We start from the raw sequence: 19,625 nt of genomic DNA, 5'->3' as shown, positions 1-19,625 counted from the left end.
GATGCGACTCATCAACCGACACCCGAGCAAGAGCGGCGCCATGCTGCTGCTCTTGATGCCGTTCATCGTGCTGTTGGCGGTGTACTTCACCAGCTCGTCGCTGCGGCTCAAGGACAATCCCGGCGACAAGGTGCTGCCAAGCGCGAGCCAGATGAGCGAGGCGATCACTCAGTTCGCCTTCACCGAAGACAAGCGCACGGGCCAATATCTGCTTTGGACCGATACGCTCGCAAGCCTTAAGCGCCTTGGCATCGGGCTTGTGGTGAGCGCGGTGATCGCGCTCGTCGCGGGCATCGTGACGGGCAGCATTCCGCTCGTCACCGCAACGCTCTCGCCGTTCATCACTGTCGTCTCGATGATCCCGCCGCTCGCGGTGCTGCCCATTCTCTTCATCGTGTTCGGCCTCGACGAGTTGTCGAAGGTCGTGCTGATCGTGATCGGCATTACGCCCATGATGATCCGCGATCTTCAGCAGCGCGCACGCGAGATTCCCGACGAGTTGTGGGTCAAGGCGCAGACGCTCGGCGCCACGAGCTGGACGCTGATGCTGCGCATGATCCTGCCGCAACTCATTCCGCGCCTGCTTGTCGCACTGCGTCTCGCGCTCTGTTCGGCGTGGCTCTTTCTCATCGCGGCGGAAGCGATCGCATCCGTCGACGGCCTCGGCTACCGCATCTTTCTCGTGCGCCGCTATCTCGCGATGGACGTGATCCTGCCTTACGTCGCGTGGATCACGCTGCTCGCGTGGCTTATCGACGAGAGCCTGCGCCGTATCACGCTGTGGGCGTTTCCCTGGTACGGCGGAGGCGCAAGATGATCGAAGTCCGCAACGTGTGGAAAGAGTACGGCAACCAGGTCGTGCTCGAACGCCTGAATCTCAAGATTGGAAAAGGCGAATTCTGTTCGATGGTCGGTGCGTCGGGCTGCGGCAAGTCCACGTTTCTGCGCCTTCTGCTCGGTCAGGAACGCGCGACACGCGGCGAGATCCTGCTCGATGGCGAACCGCTGCCGGGTGAACCGGACGCGCATCGCGGTGTCGTGTTTCAGCGCTATTCGGTGTTCGAGCATTTGAGCGTGGTGCGCAACGTGATGCTCGGTCACGAGTTGCGCGAGTCGAGGCTCATGGGCCGTCTTTTCGGCGCGCGTCGACAGGCTGCACGCGACGAAGCCGTGGCGATGCTCGAACGCGTCGGTCTTGCCGCCGCGCTCGACAAGTATCCGCATCAGCTTTCAGGCGGCATGCAGCAGCGTCTTGCCATTGCGCAGGCGCTCATGATGAAGCCGCGCATCTTGCTGCTCGACGAACCCTTCGGCGCGCTCGATCCGGGCATCCGCCGCGACATGCACGAACTGCTGCTCAAGCTCTGGCGCGAGTCGGGCCTGACCATCTTCATGGTCACGCACGACCTGAAAGAAGGCTTCACGCTCGGCAGCCGCGTGCTCGTCTTCGACAAGGTACGTGTCGATCCGCAAGCGCCCGGCGCGTATGGCGCGCGTATCACCTACAACATTCCGCTCGACCATAGCCGCGACTCGGCTTCGTCGATCCACGTTGCACGGGCGGCCGTCGAAGGCGCCGCGCGTGCGGAAGCGATACCTGCTTAAAGGAACCCAGGAAGATGGACTTGCTACTCGAAGAAACCGTTCCCGGCGGCGGACATGCGTCGCTGATCGTCAAGCGGGGACAGTCGTTGCGCCTGACCGATATGGATGGCGGCGCGAACGTCAGCATCATGATGTTCAACGCTGCCGAAAAAAGCGAACGCTTGAATCTGCCCGATACGCTCAAGTGCCAGCACACGGCCAAACTAAGCGCGGGCCATTGCCTCTACTCCGACATGGGCCGCGTGCTTGCCGCCATCATCGCGGATACATGCGGGTGGCACGACAGCATCGGCGGGGTATCGAATGCCGGGGAAGTGCATGAGAAGTATGGCGCGGGACGCTATCAGGAACTGCGTAACGGCTTTTATCGCAATGGTGTGGACAACCTGCTTGTCGAGATGGGCAAATGGAATCTCGGCCTCTCCGATCTCTTGATGACGCTGAATCTCTTCAGCCGCGTCGACGTGACGGACCAGGGGGCGCTTACCTTCGTCAGCGGCAATTCGAAGCCCGGCGATTACGTCGAGCTCTATGCGCCGATGAACACGCTCGTCGTGCTCACCGCAATTCAGCATCCGCTCGATCCGAACGCGAACTATGCGCCGCAACCCGTGAAGCTCTCGTTGGCAAATGCGGATCGAGAAGTGGCTGAACTCTGCCGCACTTCGTGCGAGGAAAACGTGCGTGGCTTCATCAACACCGAGCGCTTTTATCTTTGAGCGGAGACCGACAAACATGACGACCTACCTCACCGCCAGCGACCGCCGTGCAGAAGATGCGATCCACCGCGAAACGCTCGGCGCCGGCGAGCCGTGGCTCAAGGAACTGAAGGCCGGACAGACGCTGCGCATTCGCGATATGGAAGGCAATCAGGCTGTCGATACGCTCTTCTACAGCCTCGACGACCCGCGCGAACGTTTCGATCCGCAACGCACCCTGCGCCGCCAGAAGAGCCTCTATCTGACGACGGGAACCGTGCTGTATTCGAACCTCGGCAACCCGATGCTGACCATCGTTGCCGATACATGCGGCCGTCACGACACGCTTGGCGGCGCATGCGCTCAGGAGAGCAATACCGTTCGTTATGCGCTCGAAAAGCGCTACATGCATAGCTGCCGCGACAACTTCCTACGCGCCTGCGCGCACGACGGACGGCTTTCCAAACGCGACCTGAGTCCGAACATCAACTTCTTCATGAACGTGCCGGTGACAGCCGATGGCGGACTCACGTTCGAAGACGGCATCTCCGCGCCCGGCAAATACGTCGAACTGCGCGCGGAGATGAACGTCATCGTGCTCATCTCCAATTGCCCGCAGTTGAACAACCCCTGCAACGCCTACAACCCGACACCCGCGGAGTTACTGATATGGGAATGATGCGAATGAACCGCCTGCGTGAATGGTTCTATCTCGTGATGATGATTCGCGCGGGACGACTCGGCGCCTGTTCGTGCGACTCGCTAAAGTCTCATCGAACGAAAGTCTGAGGACGCTGCCGGGGACGACCCCGGCGTGCATCTTTCAATCGACGGGACGACCCGCCGACGCATCCGCCCCTGTCATGTTCGACAAAGTCCTGATTGCCAATCGCGGTGCCATTGCGTGCCGCATCCTTCGTACCTTGCGTTCGCTCGATATAGCAGGCGTCGCGGTCTATAGCGAAGCCGATCTCGCGAGCCGCCACGTCAGCGAAGCGCCCATCGCGCATTCGCTCGGTCAGGGCGCGGCTTCATCCACGTATCTGGATGTCGCGAAGATCCTCGAGATCGCGCGCCGCGAAAACGTGCAGGCCATCCATCCCGGCTACGGCTTTCTCTCGGAAAACGCGCTATTCGGGGAAGCGTGCGAAGCAGCCGGCATCGCGTTCATAGGACCGACGCCCGCGCAATTGCGCGCCTTCGGGCTCAAGCATACGGCTCGCGCCATTGCGGCCGAGCAAGGCGTGCCGATGCTCGAAGGCACCGGCCTTCTCGAAGACGCCGAAGCCGCGTTGCAGGCGGCTGGGCGCATTGGCTATCCGGTGATGTTGAAAAGCACGGCGGGCGGCGGCGGTATCGGCATGCGCGTGTGCTGGAATGCCGATGAACTCGCCGCGCAGTTCGACGTGGTGAAGCGCCTCGGGCAAAACAACTTCAGCGATGCGGGCGTGTTCATCGAGAAGTACATCGAACGCGCGCGGCATCTCGAAGTGCAGATTTTCGGCGATGGCCGCGGCAACGCGCTTGCACTCGGTGTCCGCGATTGCTCGGTGCAGCGGCGTAACCAGAAAGTGCTCGAAGAAACGCCCGCACCTTCGTTGCCCGATGGCATGGCAGAGGCATTGTGCGAAGCGGCGTTGCGGCTTGCCAGAGCGGTGGCTTATCGTTCGGCGGGGACGGTCGAGTTCGTATACGACAGCGGTGCCGCGCAGTTTTATTTTCTCGAAGTGAACACGCGGCTGCAGGTCGAACACGGCGTGACCGAGCAAGTCTGGGGCGTCGATCTCGTTCAGTGGATGATCGAACTCGCGGCAGGCACGCTTGCGCCGCTCGACGAACTCGGCGCCGCGTTGAAGCCCGTTGGTCACGCTATACAGGCGCGGCTCTATGCAGAAGATCCTGGCCGCGATTTCAAGCCGAGTCCTGGCTTGCTGACCGAGGTCGCGTTTCCCGAAGCGGATGGTAGCGCGCTGCGCATCGACACATGGATCGAAGCCGGCTGCGAAGTGCCGCCCTATTTCGATCCGATGCTCGCGAAGCTGATCGCGTGGAAACCGACACGCGAAGCCGCGCGCCACGCGCTCGCCGAAGCACTCGATGCCACGCGCATCTACGGCGTGGAGACCAATCGCGTGTATCTGCGGCAGATCATCGACGACACGCCGTTCGCTTCGGGCGAGCCGTGGACGCGTTGTCTCGAAGGGCTCAAGTATCGCGCGAGCACCGTCGAGATCGTGAGCGGCGGCACGCAGACCACGGTTCAGGACTTTCCCGGCAGACTCGGATTTTGGGCGGTTGGCATTCCGCCCTCGGGCCCAATGGATGATCGAGCGTTACGCCTTGGGAACCGGCTTCTCGACAATTCGCCGGATGCGTCCGCGCTCGAAATCACGATGAGCGGTCCCACGTTGCGCTTCAATACGGACGCGGTGATCGCTATCACGGGCGCGGCGTTGAGCGTGACCGTCGATGGCATCGAGCAGCCGATGCACACGACGCTCTTCATTCCGTCAGGCGCGACACTCGCACTTGGTGCCATTCGTGGAGCGGGCGCACGCGCCTATTTGTGCGTGCGTGGCGGCTTCGATGTCGCGCAGTACCTCGGCAGCCGCAGCACGTTCACGCTGGGTCAGTTCGGCGGCCACGGCGGACGTGCGTTGCGCGCGGGCGATGTACTGCATCTGCATCCCTCGATGGATCGCGCACATGGCGTGCGCCTTTCGTTCACGCCCGCGCTCGACCCGGTTCGCACACTGCGCGTGATCTATGGTCCGCATGGCGCGCCGGAGTACTTCAGTCCGCAATACATCGAGACCTTTCTCGACACCGAATGGGAAATTCACTTCAATTCGAGCCGTACCGGCGTGCGCCTGATCGGACCGAAACCCGAATGGACGCGCGAGGACGGGGGCGAAGCGGGACTGCATCCGTCGAACATTCACGACAATCCGTATGCGGTCGGCGCGATCGACTTCACTGGCGACATGCCTGTGATTCTGGGTCCCGATGGCCCGAGCCTCGGCGGCTTCGTGTGTCCCGTGACGATCATCGAAGCGGACCTGTGGCAGATCGGGCAGTTGAAGGCGGGCGACAAGGTGCGTTTCGTGCCTGTGCAGATCGATGAGGCGCGCGCGGCGGCACGGGCGCGTCTCGTCGAATTGAAGACGCTTGAGCCGCTTGAAACACCGCCTGCAAGCGCTGAAAGACGCGCGTTGACATCGCCCATCGTGCTGGACATCGGCGCGAATCACGACCGGCTGGTTGCGCGTGTGTCGGGCGATACGCACTTGCTGCTCGAACTCGGCCCCGCGGAACTGGACCTCGTCCTGCGCTTTCGTGGCCATGCGCTGATGCAATCGCTCGAAGCGCTCGAGTTGCCCGGCGTGATCGATCTAACGCCCGGCATCCGCTCGCTGCAGGTTCACTATCAGCCTGAGCGCCTGCCGCTTGCAACGTTGCTCGATACGGTCGCGCAGACGTGGCAACGCGTGTTGTTGCAAAAGGACTTGCGCGCGCCTTCGCGCATCGTGCATTTGCCTTTGTCATGGGACGATCCCGCTTGCCGCCTGGCCATCGACAAGTACATGACCACCGTGCGGCCGGATGCGCCGTGGTGCCCGAGCAATCTCGAGTTCATCCGGCGTATCAACGACCTCGAATCGATCGATGACGTCAAGCGCATCGTCTTCGACGCAAGCTATCTCGTGATGGGCTTGGGCGATGTCTATCTCGGCGCGCCAGTTGCAACGCCGCTCGATCCGCGCCATCGGCTGGTGACGACCAAGTACAACCCGGCGCGTACATGGACCGCGGAGAACTCCGTTGGCATCGGCGGCGCGTATCTTTGCGTCTATGGCATGGAAGGTCCGGGCGGCTATCAGTTCGTCGGGCGCACGTTGCAGATGTGGAACCGTTATCGCGCGATTGCCGATTTCGCGGGCCGTCCGTATCTCTTGCGCTTCTTCGATCAGATCCGCTTCTACGAAGTCCCGGCCGATGAACTGCTGCATATTCGCGAGCATTTTCCGCTTGGACGTTATCCGCTCAAGATCGAGGAGACAGAGCTGTCTCTCTCCGACTACGAGGCGTTTCTGAAAAGCGAGGCGGCTGGTATCGATGCATTCCGCACCCGTCAGCAAGCCGCGTTTCAAGCGGAACGCGAGCGTTGGCGTGAAGCGGGACAAGCGCAGGAGAGCTTCGAGCCTCCGGTTGTAACCGAAGGCGAGACCGTGCCGCTCGAAGACGGTCAGACCGCGGTGGACAGCGAGATCGCGGGCAATCTCTGGCAGGTGCGCGTGAAGGCGGGCGAGCGCATTGCGGCGGGCGACGTGATGTTCGTGATCGAATCGATGAAGATGGAGATCGCCGTGTGCGCGCCCTGCGCGGGCATCGTCGCCGATATTCATGTGGCGCCTGGCACGCCCGTGAAGGCGGGACAGCGCGTGGCGATCATCGGGAACGTCTGAATGTCGTAGCCAAGGAAGCCGCAAGTCCCCGTTGAATTTCATTCAACATGTCATTTTTTTTTTGAACTGGCAGCCCTCCCCCTGCGAATCTAATCTGAACGCGGATTGAGAACACGCGGCTACCCACGCCGCGACCGCATTCACTTCGCAGAGGGTTCAAATGAACGGACTGAAAAGACTAGGTGCTTTCTTCGCGCTGAGCGCCGCATTCACGCTGCAAACTCCTGCGTTTGCCGTCGATTGGGATTTCGCCACCGCGAATGCGCCGGGCAATTACCAGACGAAACTGGACGAGAAGTTCGCGGCTGAAGTGGCCGCCGCCACCAACAACGAAGTGAAGATCAACATTCACGCGGGCGGGCAACTCGGTTTCAAGGGCCCGGAAATGTTGAGCGTGATTCGCGATGGACTCGTGCCCATCGGGTCGTTTCAGTTCGCGCAGCAAGTCGGCATATCGCCGATTCTCGGGGCATCGTCGGTACCGTATCTCGTATCCGGTTTCGATGAGATGAAGACCTTCCGCTCCGTCTCGAAGCCCTACTACGACGCCGAATTCAAGAAGTTCAATCAGAAGCTGCTGCTCACCATTCCCTGGCCCGGCCAGAACGTCTTTTCCAAAGTCGAACTGTCGAACTCGGACACCTTCAGGACCATGAAGATCCGCACGACCGACCGCAACGGCAGCGACTTCTTCCGCAGCCTTGGCGCATCGCCAGCGCAGATTCCCTGGGGTGAAGTCGTGCCCGCGCTGTCGACGGGCGTCATCAATAGCGTGTCGACATCGACATCGTCTGCCGTGGATGGCCAGTTCTGGGACTTCCAGAAGGCGTGCAACGTCGTCAACTGGCAATCGAACTTCGAAGGCGTGTCGGTCAATCTCGACGCCTGGAACAAGCTCAGTGCGAAAAACCAGAAGGCTATCGAAGACGTCGTCGCACGACTCGAACCCGTGTTCTGGGACGCGGCAAAAGCGGAAGACAGCAAGAACTTCGAGACCCTCAAGGCGAAGGGCATGGAGATCTACACGCCGCCCGCGGCCGTGCGCGACGCCATGGCCGCCAAGGGCAAGCCGAGTTGGACCGCCTTCGAGGACGCGGTGCCCGCCGCCAAGCCACTCCTCAAAAGCTATCTGACCGCGGTCGGCAAGCAGTGAGCCGCATCCGCTCTTCGAAAACCACGGTCACAGCGGAGTCATTGCCCATGGAAAACATCGACACAAGCGCGCATGTCGAGAGTTCGAAGGGACGTGCGTTCGTGCAGAAGGCGCTGTTCTCCATCGATATGCTCGCCCGTCTGGATGGCTGGCTCGGCGCCCTCTGCCTCTGCCTGCTATGTCTCTTGATGATTGCCGGCATCGTCGTGCGGACGCTGTCGACCGTGGTGAGCTGGTTGCCCAAGGACATACCCATCGCATGGGAATACAGCTCGTATCTGATGGCCGTGACCTTCACGTTCGGCGCCGCGCTCACGCTTCGCGCAGGCGGCCATATCCGCGTCAGGGTGCTGTTGTCGAACGCATCGCCTCGCGTCGTCAAGGGCCTCGAATGCGTATCGGCGGCCGCGGGCTTCGCGTTCGCGGCGTTCTTCTCGGTCGCCATGACGCACTTCTCGTATCAGGCGTTTCTCACCGACGAACGCTCGCTTGCCAGCAGCACGCCCTTGTGGATACCCAAGGCATTCGTCGCGTTCGGCGCGATGCTGCTTGCGCTGCAGTTACTCGCCCGCCTCGGCCAGTTGTTTCTGGACGAGCCTGTCGAAGACAAGAACCTGATTCATTGAAGGCTGAGACACATGGGAACGATACTCACGACAATGGCCGTGCTGCTGTTCGGCGGCCTGTCCATCGGCATATGGGTTGGATTGACGCTTGCCATTACCGGGTCGCTCGCGCTCTTCATTTTCAGGTCCATTCCGGTCGACCGGCTGATCGCTCAGTACGCATGGAACGTGATGACGACGCAGGAGCTGCTGGCCTTGCCCCTTTTCATCGTCATGGGCGAGATTCTGTTTCGAACGCGCATCTCGACGTCGCTCTTCAAGGGACTCGCGCCGTGGGCGAGCTTGCTGCCTGGAAAGCTCTTGCATTCGAATGTCATCGGATGCTCGATCTTCGCCGCCATCTCTGGCTCTTCGGCGGCGACGACGCAGATCGTGGGCCGCGTCACGCTTGCGGAGCTCAATCGCCGCAACTACGACAAGCGGATATCCATGGGAAGTCTGGCAGGGGCGGGTACGTTGGGCTTTCTCGTGCCGCCATCGAACATCATGATCGTGTATGGCGTGCTGGCGCAGGTTTCCGTACTCAAGCTCTTCGCCGCAGGACTGATACCGGCCATTCTTCTCGCGTCGTGCTTCATGGCGTGGATCATGATTCACACCACCTGGAACAAGAGCCTGATTCCCGAGGAAGAAAGTTTCGCGACCATGCCCTGGCGCGAGCGCTTTGCATCGCTCAAACATCTTGCGCCGGTCGCGTTATTGATCGGCGCGGTTCTCGGCAGCATGTACGGCGGGCTCGTCACGCCATCGGAAGCGGCTGCGGCAGGTGTGGTCGGCGCGCTTGCCATCGCGGGCTTTCAAAAGGACCTGAGCGTTGCAAAGCTGAAGGAAGTCGGACTTGGCGCGGTAAAGACCTGTTCCATGATCGCGCTGATCATTCTCGGCGCATCCATTCTCGGCAGTGCGTCCGCGTTTCTCGGCGTGGGACAGGCGGCCGCCACGTTCGTGCAGGAACTGCACCTGTCGCCGGTTGCGCTGCTGTTCGTGCTGTTCATCGGCTATATCCTGCTCGGCTCGTTTCTCGAAGGCTTTTCGATCATCGTCATTACGTTGCCTATTGTTCTGCCGATGGTTCTCGCAGCCGGATTCAACGCCATCTGGTTCGGCATCTTTCTGGTGATCGCGGTGGAGATCGTTCAGGTTCACCCGCCTATAGGCTTCAATCTCTTCGTGATTCAAGGCATCACGGGAGAGAAGCTCTCCGTCATCACCAAGGCCACGCTGCCCTATCTCGTGCTGCTCATTCTGTTCGGCATTGCATTGATCGTGTTTCCGCAGATCGCGCTCTGGTTGCCGGAACAACTCGGCTTGAAGTGAGCATGCGCTGTTGTATCTCGCTGATAAATGGAAAATATGATGACGTCTAGGTTTGCCATCTCAGTCGATATCGGTGGCACGTTCACCGACTTCGTATTGCTGGACAGCAAGAAGAAAAGTGTCACGACCGCGAAGGTCCTGAGCACGCCCGAACGCTCGGAAGAAGCGATATTTTCCGGCTTCGAGCACTTACGCCGCGATGCGGAACTGGACCTCGCGGATTGCGATGTCTTCCTGCATGCGACGACGGTCATCACCAACGCCGTCATCGAACGCAAGGGGCACGACTTCATTTTGCTGCATACCGAAGGCTTCGGCACGACGCTTGAAACCGGCCGTGAGCATCGTTACAACGTATCGAACTTGAGGCTGGCTTTTCCGAAACCGCTGACCAAACACCGGTTGAAGGTATCGGTACGTGAACGCATTGCCTACACCGGTGATCTCGTGCGGCAACCCGACCAAGCTGAACTCATCGCGGACGTGCGCCGTCTCGTCGAGGAAACGGGCGTGACGAACTTCGCCATCTGTTTTCTGCATGCCTTTCAAAACCCCGCAAACGAGCAGTTGGTGGAAAGCTGGCTTGCAGAAGCCTTCCCCAATGCCGTCATTTCCACATCCAGCGCCGTGGCCCCGCGTTCGGGCGAGTACGAGCGCTGGATGACATGCGCCGTGAATGCGTTCACCAAGCCGTTGCTGAGTCAGTACGTGAAGCGCCTGGAGACGAGAGCCGCCGACGCGGGCTTCAATGGCCGCCTTTTGATGATGACGTCGTCCGGGCTGCCGTTGCCCATCGGTCAATGCGTCAGAGCGCCCGTCCGTTTGATCGAGTCCGGTCCCGCGGCAGGCGTTCTCGCCGCGAGAGAGATCGCCGCACATAATGCGCTGGCGCCGCAAAACAGCGGTGCCGTGGACGATACCGTGCTCGCCTACGACATGGGCGGCACGACCGCCAAGGGCGCGTTCCTCATCTCCGGCAAGGTCGATGTGCAAGCGGGCCTCGAAGTGGCACGCGAAGGCGCATTCGAAGCCGGCAGCGGCTTTCCGCTCATCATTCCCGCGCTCGACTTGATCGAGATTGGCGCGGGCGGTGGCAGCATCGCCGAGATCGACGAACGCGGCGCCATCTCCGTCGGACCGAAGAGTGCGGGCGCCGTTCCCGGCCCGGCATGCTATGCGCGCGGCGGACAAGCCGCGACCGTCACCGACGCGAATCTCTTCCTCGGCTTTCTCGGCGAGGCGAACTTCCGCAATAGCGGCATCGACGCCACCCGGGTTGAAGCCAAGCGTGCGATTCAGCAGAACATCGCGGAGCCGCTGGGCATCTCGGTGGAGCGCGCGGCTATCGGCATTCATCGCACCATCAACGAAAACGTGGCACGCGCGTTTCGCGTGCATGCAGCGGAACTCGGTGTCGACTACCGGCGCGCCACGCTGGTCTGCACCGGCGGTTCGTCGCCCGTGCATGCGTTGCCTATTGCGCAGCTTCTGTCCATCCGGCGCGTCATCTTTCCGTTCGCCGCGGGCGTGGCTTCCGCCATGGGCCAGTTCGCGAGCAGCGAAGGGATCATCCTGCAGCAAACGAGAAAGATGAGTCTCGCCGATGTCACCGATGACGTCATCGCGCAAGAAGTCGCTCGACTCGTGCAGGCCGAACCATACGCAAGCCAGCTCGTCGATGGCGGCGCGCGGACCATCGTGAAACTCGGCATGCGCTACGAAGGACAAGACTCGGAAGTGCCCGTCGAGATATCCGATGAAGGGCGTTATCTGAATGCGGCAAACATTCGCGCCAGATTCCTCGATGCCTACAAGGACATCTTCGGCCTGAACTTTCCGGACTACGGTATCGAGATCAGCACGTGGGTGGTCGAAGTCTCCTTGCCCGAGCATCTCAAGTCCGTGCGCGACTTCAGCTACGACGCGCTCACGCCTTCAGCAAGGATGGAGAAGGAACCCAGGTCCTGTTACATCAGCGACGGCGCAACGGAAGTCTGGACCGAAGTTCCCGTCTTCAACCGATACGCCTTGCCGGTTGGCTGGAAACGCTCAGGCCCCGCACTGATCGAAGAGAACGACACCACCATCTACGTTCCAGCGTTTGCCGAAGCACGGATTGCATCGACGCTGGATCTCATCGCGGAGCTTAAGTCGTGAATGCTACAGTCAAGATGGACCCGGTCGATGCCGGCATCATCTGGTCCCGTTTCGTCTCGGTTGCGGACGAAATGGTTTCGGCCATGGAACGCACCGCTTTCTCGACAATGGTGCGCGCGAGCGGCGACTTCTCGTGCATGATCTTCGACGCACGCGGCAAGCTGATTGCGCAAGGCGCGACGAGTGTGCCGTCGTTCACGGGAACCGGCCCCAGCACGCTTGCTCATATCCTCGACGTGTTCGACGCGGCCGCTCTGCGCGACGGCGATATCATCGTGACCAACGATCCCTGGATCGGCACGGGACATACGTTCGATATCAACGTCGTGAAACCGGTGTTCTTCGAAGGACGCATTGCCGGATACTGCCTGACCGTTTCGCATCTTGCCGATGTCGGCGGCGTGGGAATGGGCTCGGTCGCGAAGGACGTCTACGAGGAAGGCTTCTCGCTTCCGCCCGTGAAACTCTTCGAAGCGGGCGTGGAGAATCGCTTCGTGTTCGACTTCATCAGAAACAATGTTCGCACCGTCGATTACGTGTTGGGCGACATCTATTGCAATGTCGCGGCATGCAACGTCGGCGCGCAAGGGCTCGTCAAGATTCTCGTGGAGCACAAGCTGTCCACCACCATCGACGCCGCCGATGCGATCTTCGCGCTCACGCGCAAGTCGATCAACGCGAAGCTCGAACGCATGCCCAAGGGAAGTTATGCGGCGACCATACCCGTCGAAGGCGGAAAGGACTTCCCCGACATCTCGCTCTCCGTCACTGTCACGTTGAGCGACTCCGGCTTCGCGTACGACTTCGCCGGAACGGACCCGGTGGTGAATCGCGGCGTCAACGTGCCGATTTGCTATACACGCGCGTTCTGCTACTTCTGCACGAAAGTGCTCGTCGCGCCCAGCATTCCCAACAATCAGGCCATACTCGATTTCGTCACCATAGCGGCGCCCGACAACTGCATTCTCAATGCGCTCAGGCCGAACCCGACCGGTGCGCGGCACGTCTTCGGCCATTTCGTCGGACCGCTCATTTTCAATGCGCTGGCCGAGGCCTTCCCCGACGACGTGCAAGCCGACTCGGGGATGGTGTTCCAGATGAATCTTCGCGGCCAGACGCGCGCGGGAAAGCACTATTCGTCGATCTATTTTTCGGCGGGCGGATACGGCGCGCTAGCAGGTTACGATGGCCGCCCTGCCTTGCCCGCACCGGCCAACATCATCGGCGGCTCGGTTGAATTCTGGGAGCAGCAGATTTGCTGCACGTTCCTCAAGAAGGAGATACTCAGAGACTCGGGCGGGCCCGGCGAGTTTCAAGGCGGCAACGGTCAGATCTTCGCCATCAGGAACGACACGGGTCATCCCATCGAGGCATCGTTCATGGCGTCGCGGACCAAGATAGCCGCGAAAGGATTTGCAGGCGCGGGCGCCGGCGCGCATCGGCTCATCTTCGTGGACGATGTCGAGACCGATCCCAAGGCGCGCGTGCTCATTCCAGACGGCGGTATCGTGGAGATTCGCGACGCGGGCGGCGGCGGATACGGCAACCCGGATCGCAGATCGCTCGATGACATTGCAGCCGACCTCGAAGCCGGGCTGATCAGCGCGCAGTTCGTCGACGACAACTATCCCCGGCAGGCGCGTCAGCTCGCGCGCTCCGTGGGTACATCGTGAAGCCGGCTTTTTGGCCCGATACAATGCACAACACGCACCTTCACTCAGAAAGAGAACCGACATGTCAGGCGTGATAGACCTTGGCGGCAAGTCCTTCACCAGGCGCTTCGTGCGAAGCGGAGACATCCGCTTTCATATGGTGGATGGTGGCGTCGGCCCGACGGTCGTGCTCGTGGCGGGCTTCCCGCAGACCGCTTATGCGTGGCGTCGCGTGCAACCGCTTCTGGCCGATTCCTACCGTACCATCGCCATCGATTTGCCCGGCCAAGGTTACTCGGACAAGCCCACCACCGGCTACGACACCGAGACCGCCGCCGCGCGCATCAATGGTCTCTTGCGGTCGCTGGATGTCGAGCGTCACTTCTACGTGGGCCATGACATCGGATCATGGATTGCTTATCCGTACGCGCATCGCTATGAGGCCGAGCTCGACGGCATCGTGTTCATCGATGGCAACATCCCCGGCATCACGCTCAAGCCCGAAGTATCGGTCACCGCGCCTTCGAACTGGAAGAGCTGGCACTTCCTGTTCAACGCGGTGGACGACTTGCCTGAAGCGCTCATTGCAGGCAAGGAGCGCGTGTTGATCGAATGGTTCTTCAACAAGAAGACCGCCAACGCAATGGCCACGTTCGAGCCTGCCGACATCGACGAATACGTCAAGGCGTATGCGTCGCTCGGCGGCCTGCGCGGCATGCTCGGCTATTATCGGGCCGTCGAAGAGGACATGAAGCAGAACCAGACGCTCTTTGCCAGCAAGATCAAAAAGCCCGTGCTCGCGCTTGGAGGCGATGTGGGCAGCGCGCCCACCATCCATGAACTGATGAAGCCGCTCTGCGAAGACCTGAGCGGCGGTGTGATCCAAGACTGCGGGCATTACATTCCCGAAGAGCAGCCGCAAGCGCTGGCAGCGGAACTCAAACGCTTCTTCGAAACATGTCTCGGCTGATCGATGTCGATGCTGCGAATGTCTTCCGCCCTGCAATGCTTTATCCTTGCCGTCATTGGGGCACGGGGGCATAGATGACGGCCGGTTCGAGAAGGAAGGAAAGCGATGAAGCCGAAGCCGTGCCGGACACGCGCCGTGCGCGCTTTCCGCCGCTCAAGTCGCTGATCGCGTTCGAAGCGGCCGCTCGGCACGGCAGCTTCACGCAAGGCGCGGAGGAGATCGGCATCACCACGTCGGCGGTGAGTCATCACATTCAGCAACTCGAAGACTTTCTCGGCGTTCCGCTCTTTCAGCGACATGCCGGGCGCGCGGTGCTGACCGTCGCGGGCCGAACCTATGCGCGCGAACTGGAAAAAGCATTCGGCATGATCGCCACTGCGACGAGTCTTATCGCGCCGCAATCATGGGGCGGTCATCTGTCGATTGCCGTGCCCAATAGCTTCTCGGTGAAGTGGCTGCAACCGCGTCTGCAAAACTTCCTGAAAGCGAACCCGCTGTTTCGCGTTCGACTTGCGACGCTTCACACACATGAACTCGATGCCAACCGCTACGACATAGCAATTGCGCATGGGCCTCAAACGCCGGGATTGAAGCTTGCCGAGCCATTGCTCATCGAACGGCTCAGGCCGCTTTGCAGTCCGCAACTCGCGGAGGAGCTCGGCCTGAAAAGCCCGAAGGATCTGGCTAAGGCCACGCTCATCCACTCCAATAATCCGCTGAACTGGGTCGATTATTTTCGGCGCATAGGCAACCTCGTCGTCAAGCCCGCGCACGACTTGTGGCTCGACCGCTCCGCCATGGCAATCGAAGCCGCGGTAAAGGGCTTGGGCGTGGTGCTGGAAAGCGAGATTCTCGCGGAAGAAGAGTTACGCGACGGCCGGTTGATCGAGCCATTCTCCGACCCGAAGTTCTACGTCGAAAATATCTCTTACTATCTGCTGCGCTCGTCGAGTCTGCGCAATTCGGCCGAAGCGGCCGTGTTTGAAAAATGGCTTCGAGCTGAATTCGAGTTGGCCAATCTAAGAACGATGTTCTGAGTGCTTGCTCAAGCCTGCGGCTTGCGTAAAGGCTTGACGCCAATCGAGTCCAGCGGCAGTCGTTCCACGCGGACGGTACTCGCATCCTATCCAGCCTGAATAGCCGCTATCGGCTATCGCTCGTGCAGCCGCGGGCCATGACATGTCGCCCGTGCCCGGTTCGTTTCGTCCTGGTACGTCGGCGACCTGAATGTGCGCCACGTCACGACGATGCATGGCGAACGCATCCAGTACGTCCATGCCGCTCATTGCCGCGTGATAAAAATCGAAGAGCAGTTTGACGTTGCCTTGCGGGATGTCGCGGACGTACGCGCTCGCCTGAGCGAGACTCTTGAGGAAGTAAGCCGGCACGTCTTGCTGGTTCAGACATTCGAGCACGAAGGTTACGTTCTGCCCTTCCGCGCGCTTTGCGGCCCACGCAAGATTCGAACGAAAGACGGCTTCGGCCTCGGCTGGCGAGCAGCCGTCCGGCACTCGTCCCGCCATCAAGTGAATCAGGCTGCACTCCAGCGCGTTAGCGTAGTTCAACGCGAGATCGACACCTTCGCGAAAAACATCGACATAGCCTGGAATACAGCCAAAGCCGTTGGAGCCTACGGCCCCTCTTTCGCCCGCCGGCGTGTTGATCAACACTTGTTTCAAGTTCCACTGGCTCAACACGTTGCGAAGCTCGGTGGCATCGTAGCCATATGGCGATGCGTATTCGACTGCCGCGAAGCCATGCAACGCAGCGGCTTCGAATCGCTCAAGAAATGGCAACTCGGTAAAGAGCCATTTGAGATTAGCCGCGAAGCGTACGCGCGAAGACCGTGCAGTCATTTCAACCCCACGATCATTTCGACTTCCACTGCCGCGCCATGCGGAAGCTGCTGCACGCCGATCGCGCTTCGTGCATGCTTGCCGCGTTCTCCGAGCGTTTCGATCAATAGGCGGGACGCGCCATCGATCACCGCGCCCTGTCCGGTGAAATCCGCCGCCGATGCGACGAATCCCGTGATCTTCACGATCTGCGCAATGCGCTCATGGCCGCGGAGCGCGTGCGCGAGTGCATCGAGACATGCTTTTGCACATAACGCTGCCGCTTCTCGTGCGTCTTCAGCCGATAAGTCCGCGCCGACCTTGCCGCTGTATTTGATCGCTCCGTGCTCGCGCGGAAGCTGGCCGCTCACGAATGCGAGATTGCCGAACACCGTAACGGGCGTGATGAGTTGACTGGGCATTTGCTTGTCGTCTGCGCGCTGCATGAATATCGTCTCCTCAAAGAATCGTTAGCCCAAGCCGCTCGTACGCGTGGCGCGCTTTATCGGAGAAAAGGGATTGCAGCAAGGCACATGCATCTTCCGATTGTGCGCGACCCGAAAACATCCCGACATAAAAGTCGGTATGGAACTGAATCTCTTCCGGAAGCGGGCCGATGATCTCGATGCCCGCCACCATGGCCAGTTCGCTCATCTGTTGAATGGCGACGTCCGCCTCGCCACGCACGATGCATTCGCCCGTAAAGCCCTTCTCGATGATGGTCGCGCGCTGATTGACCTGCTCCGCGATGCCCATCTCTTCGATCAAGGTGGCGAAATAAACGCCGCTTGCGCCGGTCTTCGAATATGCGACCGATCGCGCGTTCAACAGGACCTCGCGCAAGTCTTCAACGCTTCTTATCGACCGAGGCACGTCCCGCACAGATGCCGCCACACCCACGCCGGTTCTGACCAACCCGCGCACCGTCGGTACATCCAGTACGTTTTCATCGGCGAGACGCTTCACATAGGCGCGAGTCGCAATCAGCACCTCCGCTCTTTCACCGGCAGACACGCGCTCTTGCAGCACGTTGGTTGGATCGAACATAGCTTGCACGCGGATGCCGCTACTTCGTTCGAACGCTGGAATGACGACATCGACGAGCGCGCTCTTGACCGCGAGCGTGCTCATCATCGAAACGGCTGGCGCGAGCGATGGAGTAGGCATCGTTGAATCCATGACGGTAAAAGACTTCAGCGCGACAAATGCAGGCGCTTCTTGAGATCGGCAACCGCGCTGCGCGGTGCGGAAAATACCGGACAACTCGCGACTGAAGTCACGGCATCGAGTGCCTGAGCGGTTGAGAAATGGGCCAGCATGATCGCGTCGTAGCCATGCAGGCTCGCGGCCTTTTCTGCAACGATACGGTTGTGCGTGTCGCGGTCGCCCGCACGCAGCTTGTCGATTGCATCGTCGACCACGAAGGTGGCCAGCGTAGCTTGCGGGTTCATGTTCGATGCTTCCTCGAAGAACTCCGCCACCATGGTCGGCAGGGCCGGCGCGAACGTTGCGATCATCGCGATGTTTCTGCCTTCTGCAAGCGCATCGGCGAACATGGCGGTGTTCGGCTTGCAAACAGGTATGGGAAGCGCCGCGTCCGCGGCATCGATGGCGGGACCGAAGCCCGAACACGTCGCGAGGACCGCATCCGCGCCGCTTTCGTACCCGTATCGCGCAAGATTCACGAAGCGTGTCTGCAATGAGTCGGGCAGCTCTTTGCTGTCGCCTCTGGCCGAGGTCAGACCGTCGTCGAGAAGATTGGTGAGCCTGGCTTCTGGCCAGTCGCGCAGGAACGCGTCGTGTATCGGCGCGATGGCAACGGGCGTGGCGTGCAACAGCACGATGGAAAGGTCATGTCTCATGGATGTCGATTCGCCGCTGGTCGGCTGCCGGGTCATGCGCCCGGCATCGATTCAAGCGTAGCGAATGACGCGTTGGCATTCCAACGCAAAGAAATCAACACCCGTTGAGTCAGAGTCACGACAGCAGGCTTCATGCGTTAATACAAGCGCGCGACTCACGCCGCCTTGCCGCCCATCACCTGTTCCTGTTCGATCCAGATCTGGCTGTCGGGAAACCAGAACGCGTCAGGCTTTGGCGGTACGGCCAAGGTAGTCGGCAAATCGGGATTGAATATCTTCGACCATGCCGACAAGTAAGAAGGCATCTTTACGAGGTATCCGCACTTCGAAAGCAGCAGGCTCGACACCAACGCTTCGCGCCCGATCTCCAAACCCGGATAACCGCTGAAGTGCACCGGCATGTCGCCTGTGGACAGCAGCTTGGCCGGTGCGACACTGACCGGGCGATTGAACGGCCACGCGCGGAAGAAGTCGATGAACGCCTGCTCATCGCTCGAAACGAAGATGTTGGTCAGATGCGGATTGAGCGCGAGGGTCTGCTCGACCAGCCGGCAGAAGTCAGCCCAGGGCAAGGTCATCGCTTCGAACTTCTTATCCGTGCCCCGGTAGTGAACACCGAGTGTCGATTGGCCGATATCGAGTTTGGCGCAGGTTGCATCGACTTCATCGCGAATGGCTGCAACCGGCCGGTAATGCGAGCGAAACAAGTCGCTCGAACTTTGCAACCGCAGACCCGCTTCATGGCGTTGCCGCAAGCCGAGTTGCACGAGATCGCGCACGGTAGAGGTTCGCACTCTGCGCGGCAACTTCACATCGCCGGATGCCCGCACGCTTTCAAAGAGCGCCGAGAACCAGTCTATTTTGCCTTCCGGGTCGCCATAGAGACCGCCGCGTGCCGAGATTTGCGGTGTCAGCCGTTTCTCTTCGCAATGCTTGAGGATGAAGAGCACCATCTGCATCACGGAAAAAAAGCCGGAGTTTTCCCTGATCTCGATAGCGAACACATTGCGATTCAGCCGCTGTCGCGCATGCAGCGACAAACGCACTGGAGCGGCGAGAGAATGCTTGAAGCCTTCACTGCGCCGAAAGCGCCTGACACGATCGACCACCGTTCGCAACATGTGCGGTCCCCGACTCGGATTTGTCTTTTGGAATGACCGTATGGTCCAGCGCTACGGTAACTATGACGGGAGAGTAGCACCGTGCAACGTGTAACGGATCGACCCTCGTCGGCGTTCTGTTGGCTAGCTAACGTGATGGGCGGAAAAAGTTACTGGCGAAGTT

The 19,625-nt window shown here is 60.4% G+C and carries 17 protein-coding genes; 12 read left to right on the top strand and 5 right to left on the bottom strand.

Annotated elements, in window-relative coordinates; genetic code table 11:
* The first annotated feature begins 1 nt into the window (after position 1).
* The 12 genes from NCT04_RS29790 to NCT04_RS29735 all read left to right on the top strand — a co-directional run bounded on the left by NCT04_RS29790 (position 2) and on the right by NCT04_RS29735 (position 15,681).
* Entirely contained in the window at positions 2-817 is an 816-nt protein-coding gene (locus NCT04_RS29790; RefSeq protein WP_250469454.1) for an ABC transporter permease, read from the top strand.
* The gene (locus NCT04_RS29785; protein ID WP_250469446.1) at positions 814-1,605 is read left to right on the top strand and encodes an ABC transporter ATP-binding protein; all 792 of its coding nucleotides are present in this window, start codon (positions 814-816) and stop codon (positions 1,603-1,605) included. Before NCT04_RS29790 ends, NCT04_RS29785 begins: the two co-directional genes overlap by 4 nt.
* A 14-nt stretch (positions 1,606-1,619) precedes the next feature.
* On the top strand, positions 1,620-2,324 hold the full coding sequence (locus tag NCT04_RS29780) for an urea amidolyase associated protein UAAP1 (protein WP_250469445.1): 705 nt from the start codon (positions 1,620-1,622) through the stop codon (positions 2,322-2,324).
* A 16-nt stretch (positions 2,325-2,340) separates the two neighbouring features.
* On the top strand, positions 2,341-2,982 hold the full coding sequence (locus tag NCT04_RS29775) for an urea amidolyase associated protein UAAP2 (protein WP_250469443.1): 642 nt from the start codon (positions 2,341-2,343) through the stop codon (positions 2,980-2,982).
* Between the two features lie 184 nt (positions 2,983-3,166).
* Complete coding sequence (gene uca / locus NCT04_RS29770) at positions 3,167-6,769, top strand: urea carboxylase (protein ID WP_250469442.1); 3,603 nt, start codon at positions 3,167-3,169, stop codon at positions 6,767-6,769.
* A gap of 160 nt (positions 6,770-6,929) precedes the next feature.
* Positions 6,930-7,922 carry a TRAP transporter substrate-binding protein gene (locus NCT04_RS29765; RefSeq protein ID WP_244830653.1) on the top strand — a complete coding sequence of 331 codons (993 nt, stop codon included), beginning with the start codon at positions 6,930-6,932 and terminating at the stop codon, positions 7,920-7,922.
* 47 nt (positions 7,923-7,969) lie between these two features.
* Positions 7,970-8,548 carry a TRAP transporter small permease subunit gene (locus NCT04_RS29760; RefSeq protein ID WP_250469441.1) on the top strand — a complete coding sequence of 193 codons (579 nt, stop codon included), beginning with the start codon at positions 7,970-7,972 and terminating at the stop codon, positions 8,546-8,548.
* A 12-nt stretch (positions 8,549-8,560) separates the two neighbouring features.
* Positions 8,561-9,865 (top strand): TRAP transporter large permease, encoded by a 1,305-nt coding sequence (locus NCT04_RS29755; protein ID WP_250469440.1) that lies wholly within the window; start codon positions 8,561-8,563, stop codon positions 9,863-9,865.
* Between the two features lie 27 nt (positions 9,866-9,892).
* Positions 9,893-12,022 carry a hydantoinase/oxoprolinase family protein gene (locus NCT04_RS29750; protein WP_250469439.1) on the top strand — a complete coding sequence of 710 codons (2,130 nt, stop codon included), beginning with the start codon at positions 9,893-9,895 and terminating at the stop codon, positions 12,020-12,022.
* Complete coding sequence (locus NCT04_RS29745; protein WP_250469438.1) at positions 12,019-13,695, top strand: hydantoinase B/oxoprolinase family protein; 1,677 nt, start codon at positions 12,019-12,021, stop codon at positions 13,693-13,695. Before NCT04_RS29750 ends, NCT04_RS29745 begins: the two co-directional genes overlap by 4 nt.
* A gap of 61 nt (positions 13,696-13,756) precedes the next feature.
* Positions 13,757-14,644 carry an alpha/beta fold hydrolase gene (locus NCT04_RS29740; protein WP_250469437.1) on the top strand — a complete coding sequence of 296 codons (888 nt, stop codon included), beginning with the start codon at positions 13,757-13,759 and terminating at the stop codon, positions 14,642-14,644.
* Between the two features lie 74 nt (positions 14,645-14,718).
* Positions 14,719-15,681, top strand: a complete 963-nt coding sequence (locus NCT04_RS29735; RefSeq protein WP_250469436.1) for a LysR substrate-binding domain-containing protein — start codon at positions 14,719-14,721, stop codon at positions 15,679-15,681.
* Here the strand turns inward: NCT04_RS29735 and NCT04_RS29730 are convergent.
* The 5 genes from NCT04_RS29730 to NCT04_RS29710 all read right to left on the bottom strand — a co-directional run bounded on the left by NCT04_RS29730 (position 15,664) and on the right by NCT04_RS29710 (position 19,462).
* A complete protein-coding gene (locus NCT04_RS29730; protein ID WP_250469435.1) occupies positions 15,664-16,500 on the bottom strand; it encodes a hydroxypyruvate isomerase family protein in 837 nt (278 codons plus the stop codon). The genes NCT04_RS29735 and NCT04_RS29730 overlap by 18 nt on opposite strands.
* Complete coding sequence (locus NCT04_RS29725; protein ID WP_244830674.1) at positions 16,497-16,925, bottom strand: RidA family protein; 429 nt, start codon at positions 16,923-16,925, stop codon at positions 16,497-16,499. The genes NCT04_RS29730 and NCT04_RS29725 overlap by 4 nt, the downstream gene beginning before the upstream one ends.
* A gap of 13 nt (positions 16,926-16,938) precedes the next feature.
* A complete protein-coding gene (locus NCT04_RS29720) occupies positions 16,939-17,646 on the bottom strand; it encodes a substrate-binding domain-containing protein (protein WP_250469433.1) in 708 nt (235 codons plus the stop codon).
* A 26-nt stretch (positions 17,647-17,672) separates the two neighbouring features.
* Positions 17,673-18,341, bottom strand: a complete 669-nt coding sequence (locus NCT04_RS29715) for an aspartate/glutamate racemase family protein (protein WP_250469432.1) — start codon at positions 18,339-18,341, stop codon at positions 17,673-17,675.
* Positions 18,342-18,496: 155 nt separating this feature from the next.
* Positions 18,497-19,462: an O-fucosyltransferase family protein gene (locus NCT04_RS29710; protein WP_250469430.1), complete on the bottom strand. Its 966-nt coding sequence runs from the start codon at positions 19,460-19,462 to the stop codon at positions 18,497-18,499.
* Positions 19,463-19,625: the final 163 nt, after the last annotated feature.

It is taken from the genome of Caballeronia sp. GAFFF2, from assembly GCF_023631485.1.
Classification (GTDB): Bacteria; Pseudomonadota; Gammaproteobacteria; order Burkholderiales; family Burkholderiaceae; genus Caballeronia.
The sequence above is the reverse complement of the archived record's forward strand: the minus strand, read 5'-3'. Positions and strand labels throughout refer to the sequence as shown.

What these genes read in the sequence shown, in the direction of transcription:
- NCT04_RS29790 (WP_250469454.1), top strand. Translation starts at nt 2, where the DNA reads ATGCGACTCATCAACCGACACCCGAGCAAGAGCGGCGCCATGCTGCTG.
- NCT04_RS29785 (WP_250469446.1), top strand. Translation starts at nt 814, where the DNA reads ATGATCGAAGTCCGCAACGTGTGGAAAGAGTACGGCAACCAGGTCGTG.
- NCT04_RS29780 (WP_250469445.1), top strand. Translation starts at nt 1,620, where the DNA reads ATGGACTTGCTACTCGAAGAAACCGTTCCCGGCGGCGGACATGCGTCG.
- NCT04_RS29775 (WP_250469443.1), top strand. Translation starts at nt 2,341, where the DNA reads ATGACGACCTACCTCACCGCCAGCGACCGCCGTGCAGAAGATGCGATC.
- uca (WP_250469442.1), top strand. Translation starts at nt 3,167, where the DNA reads ATGTTCGACAAAGTCCTGATTGCCAATCGCGGTGCCATTGCGTGCCGC.
- NCT04_RS29765 (WP_244830653.1), top strand. Translation starts at nt 6,930, where the DNA reads ATGAACGGACTGAAAAGACTAGGTGCTTTCTTCGCGCTGAGCGCCGCA.
- NCT04_RS29760 (WP_250469441.1), top strand. Translation starts at nt 7,970, where the DNA reads ATGGAAAACATCGACACAAGCGCGCATGTCGAGAGTTCGAAGGGACGT.
- NCT04_RS29755 (WP_250469440.1), top strand. Translation starts at nt 8,561, where the DNA reads ATGGGAACGATACTCACGACAATGGCCGTGCTGCTGTTCGGCGGCCTG.
- NCT04_RS29750 (WP_250469439.1), top strand. Translation starts at nt 9,893, where the DNA reads ATGGAAAATATGATGACGTCTAGGTTTGCCATCTCAGTCGATATCGGT.
- NCT04_RS29740 (WP_250469437.1), top strand. Translation starts at nt 13,757, where the DNA reads ATGTCAGGCGTGATAGACCTTGGCGGCAAGTCCTTCACCAGGCGCTTC.
- NCT04_RS29735 (WP_250469436.1), top strand. Translation starts at nt 14,719, where the DNA reads ATGACGGCCGGTTCGAGAAGGAAGGAAAGCGATGAAGCCGAAGCCGTG.
- NCT04_RS29730 (WP_250469435.1), bottom strand. Translation starts at nt 16,500, where the DNA reads ATGACTGCACGGTCTTCGCGCGTACGCTTCGCGGCTAATCTCAAATGG.
- NCT04_RS29725 (WP_244830674.1), bottom strand. Translation starts at nt 16,925, where the DNA reads ATGCAGCGCGCAGACGACAAGCAAATGCCCAGTCAACTCATCACGCCC.
- NCT04_RS29720 (WP_250469433.1), bottom strand. Translation starts at nt 17,646, where the DNA reads ATGCCTACTCCATCGCTCGCGCCAGCCGTTTCGATGATGAGCACGCTC.
- NCT04_RS29715 (WP_250469432.1), bottom strand. Translation starts at nt 18,341, where the DNA reads ATGAGACATGACCTTTCCATCGTGCTGTTGCACGCCACGCCCGTTGCC.
- NCT04_RS29710 (WP_250469430.1), bottom strand. Translation starts at nt 19,462, where the DNA reads ATGTTGCGAACGGTGGTCGATCGTGTCAGGCGCTTTCGGCGCAGTGAA.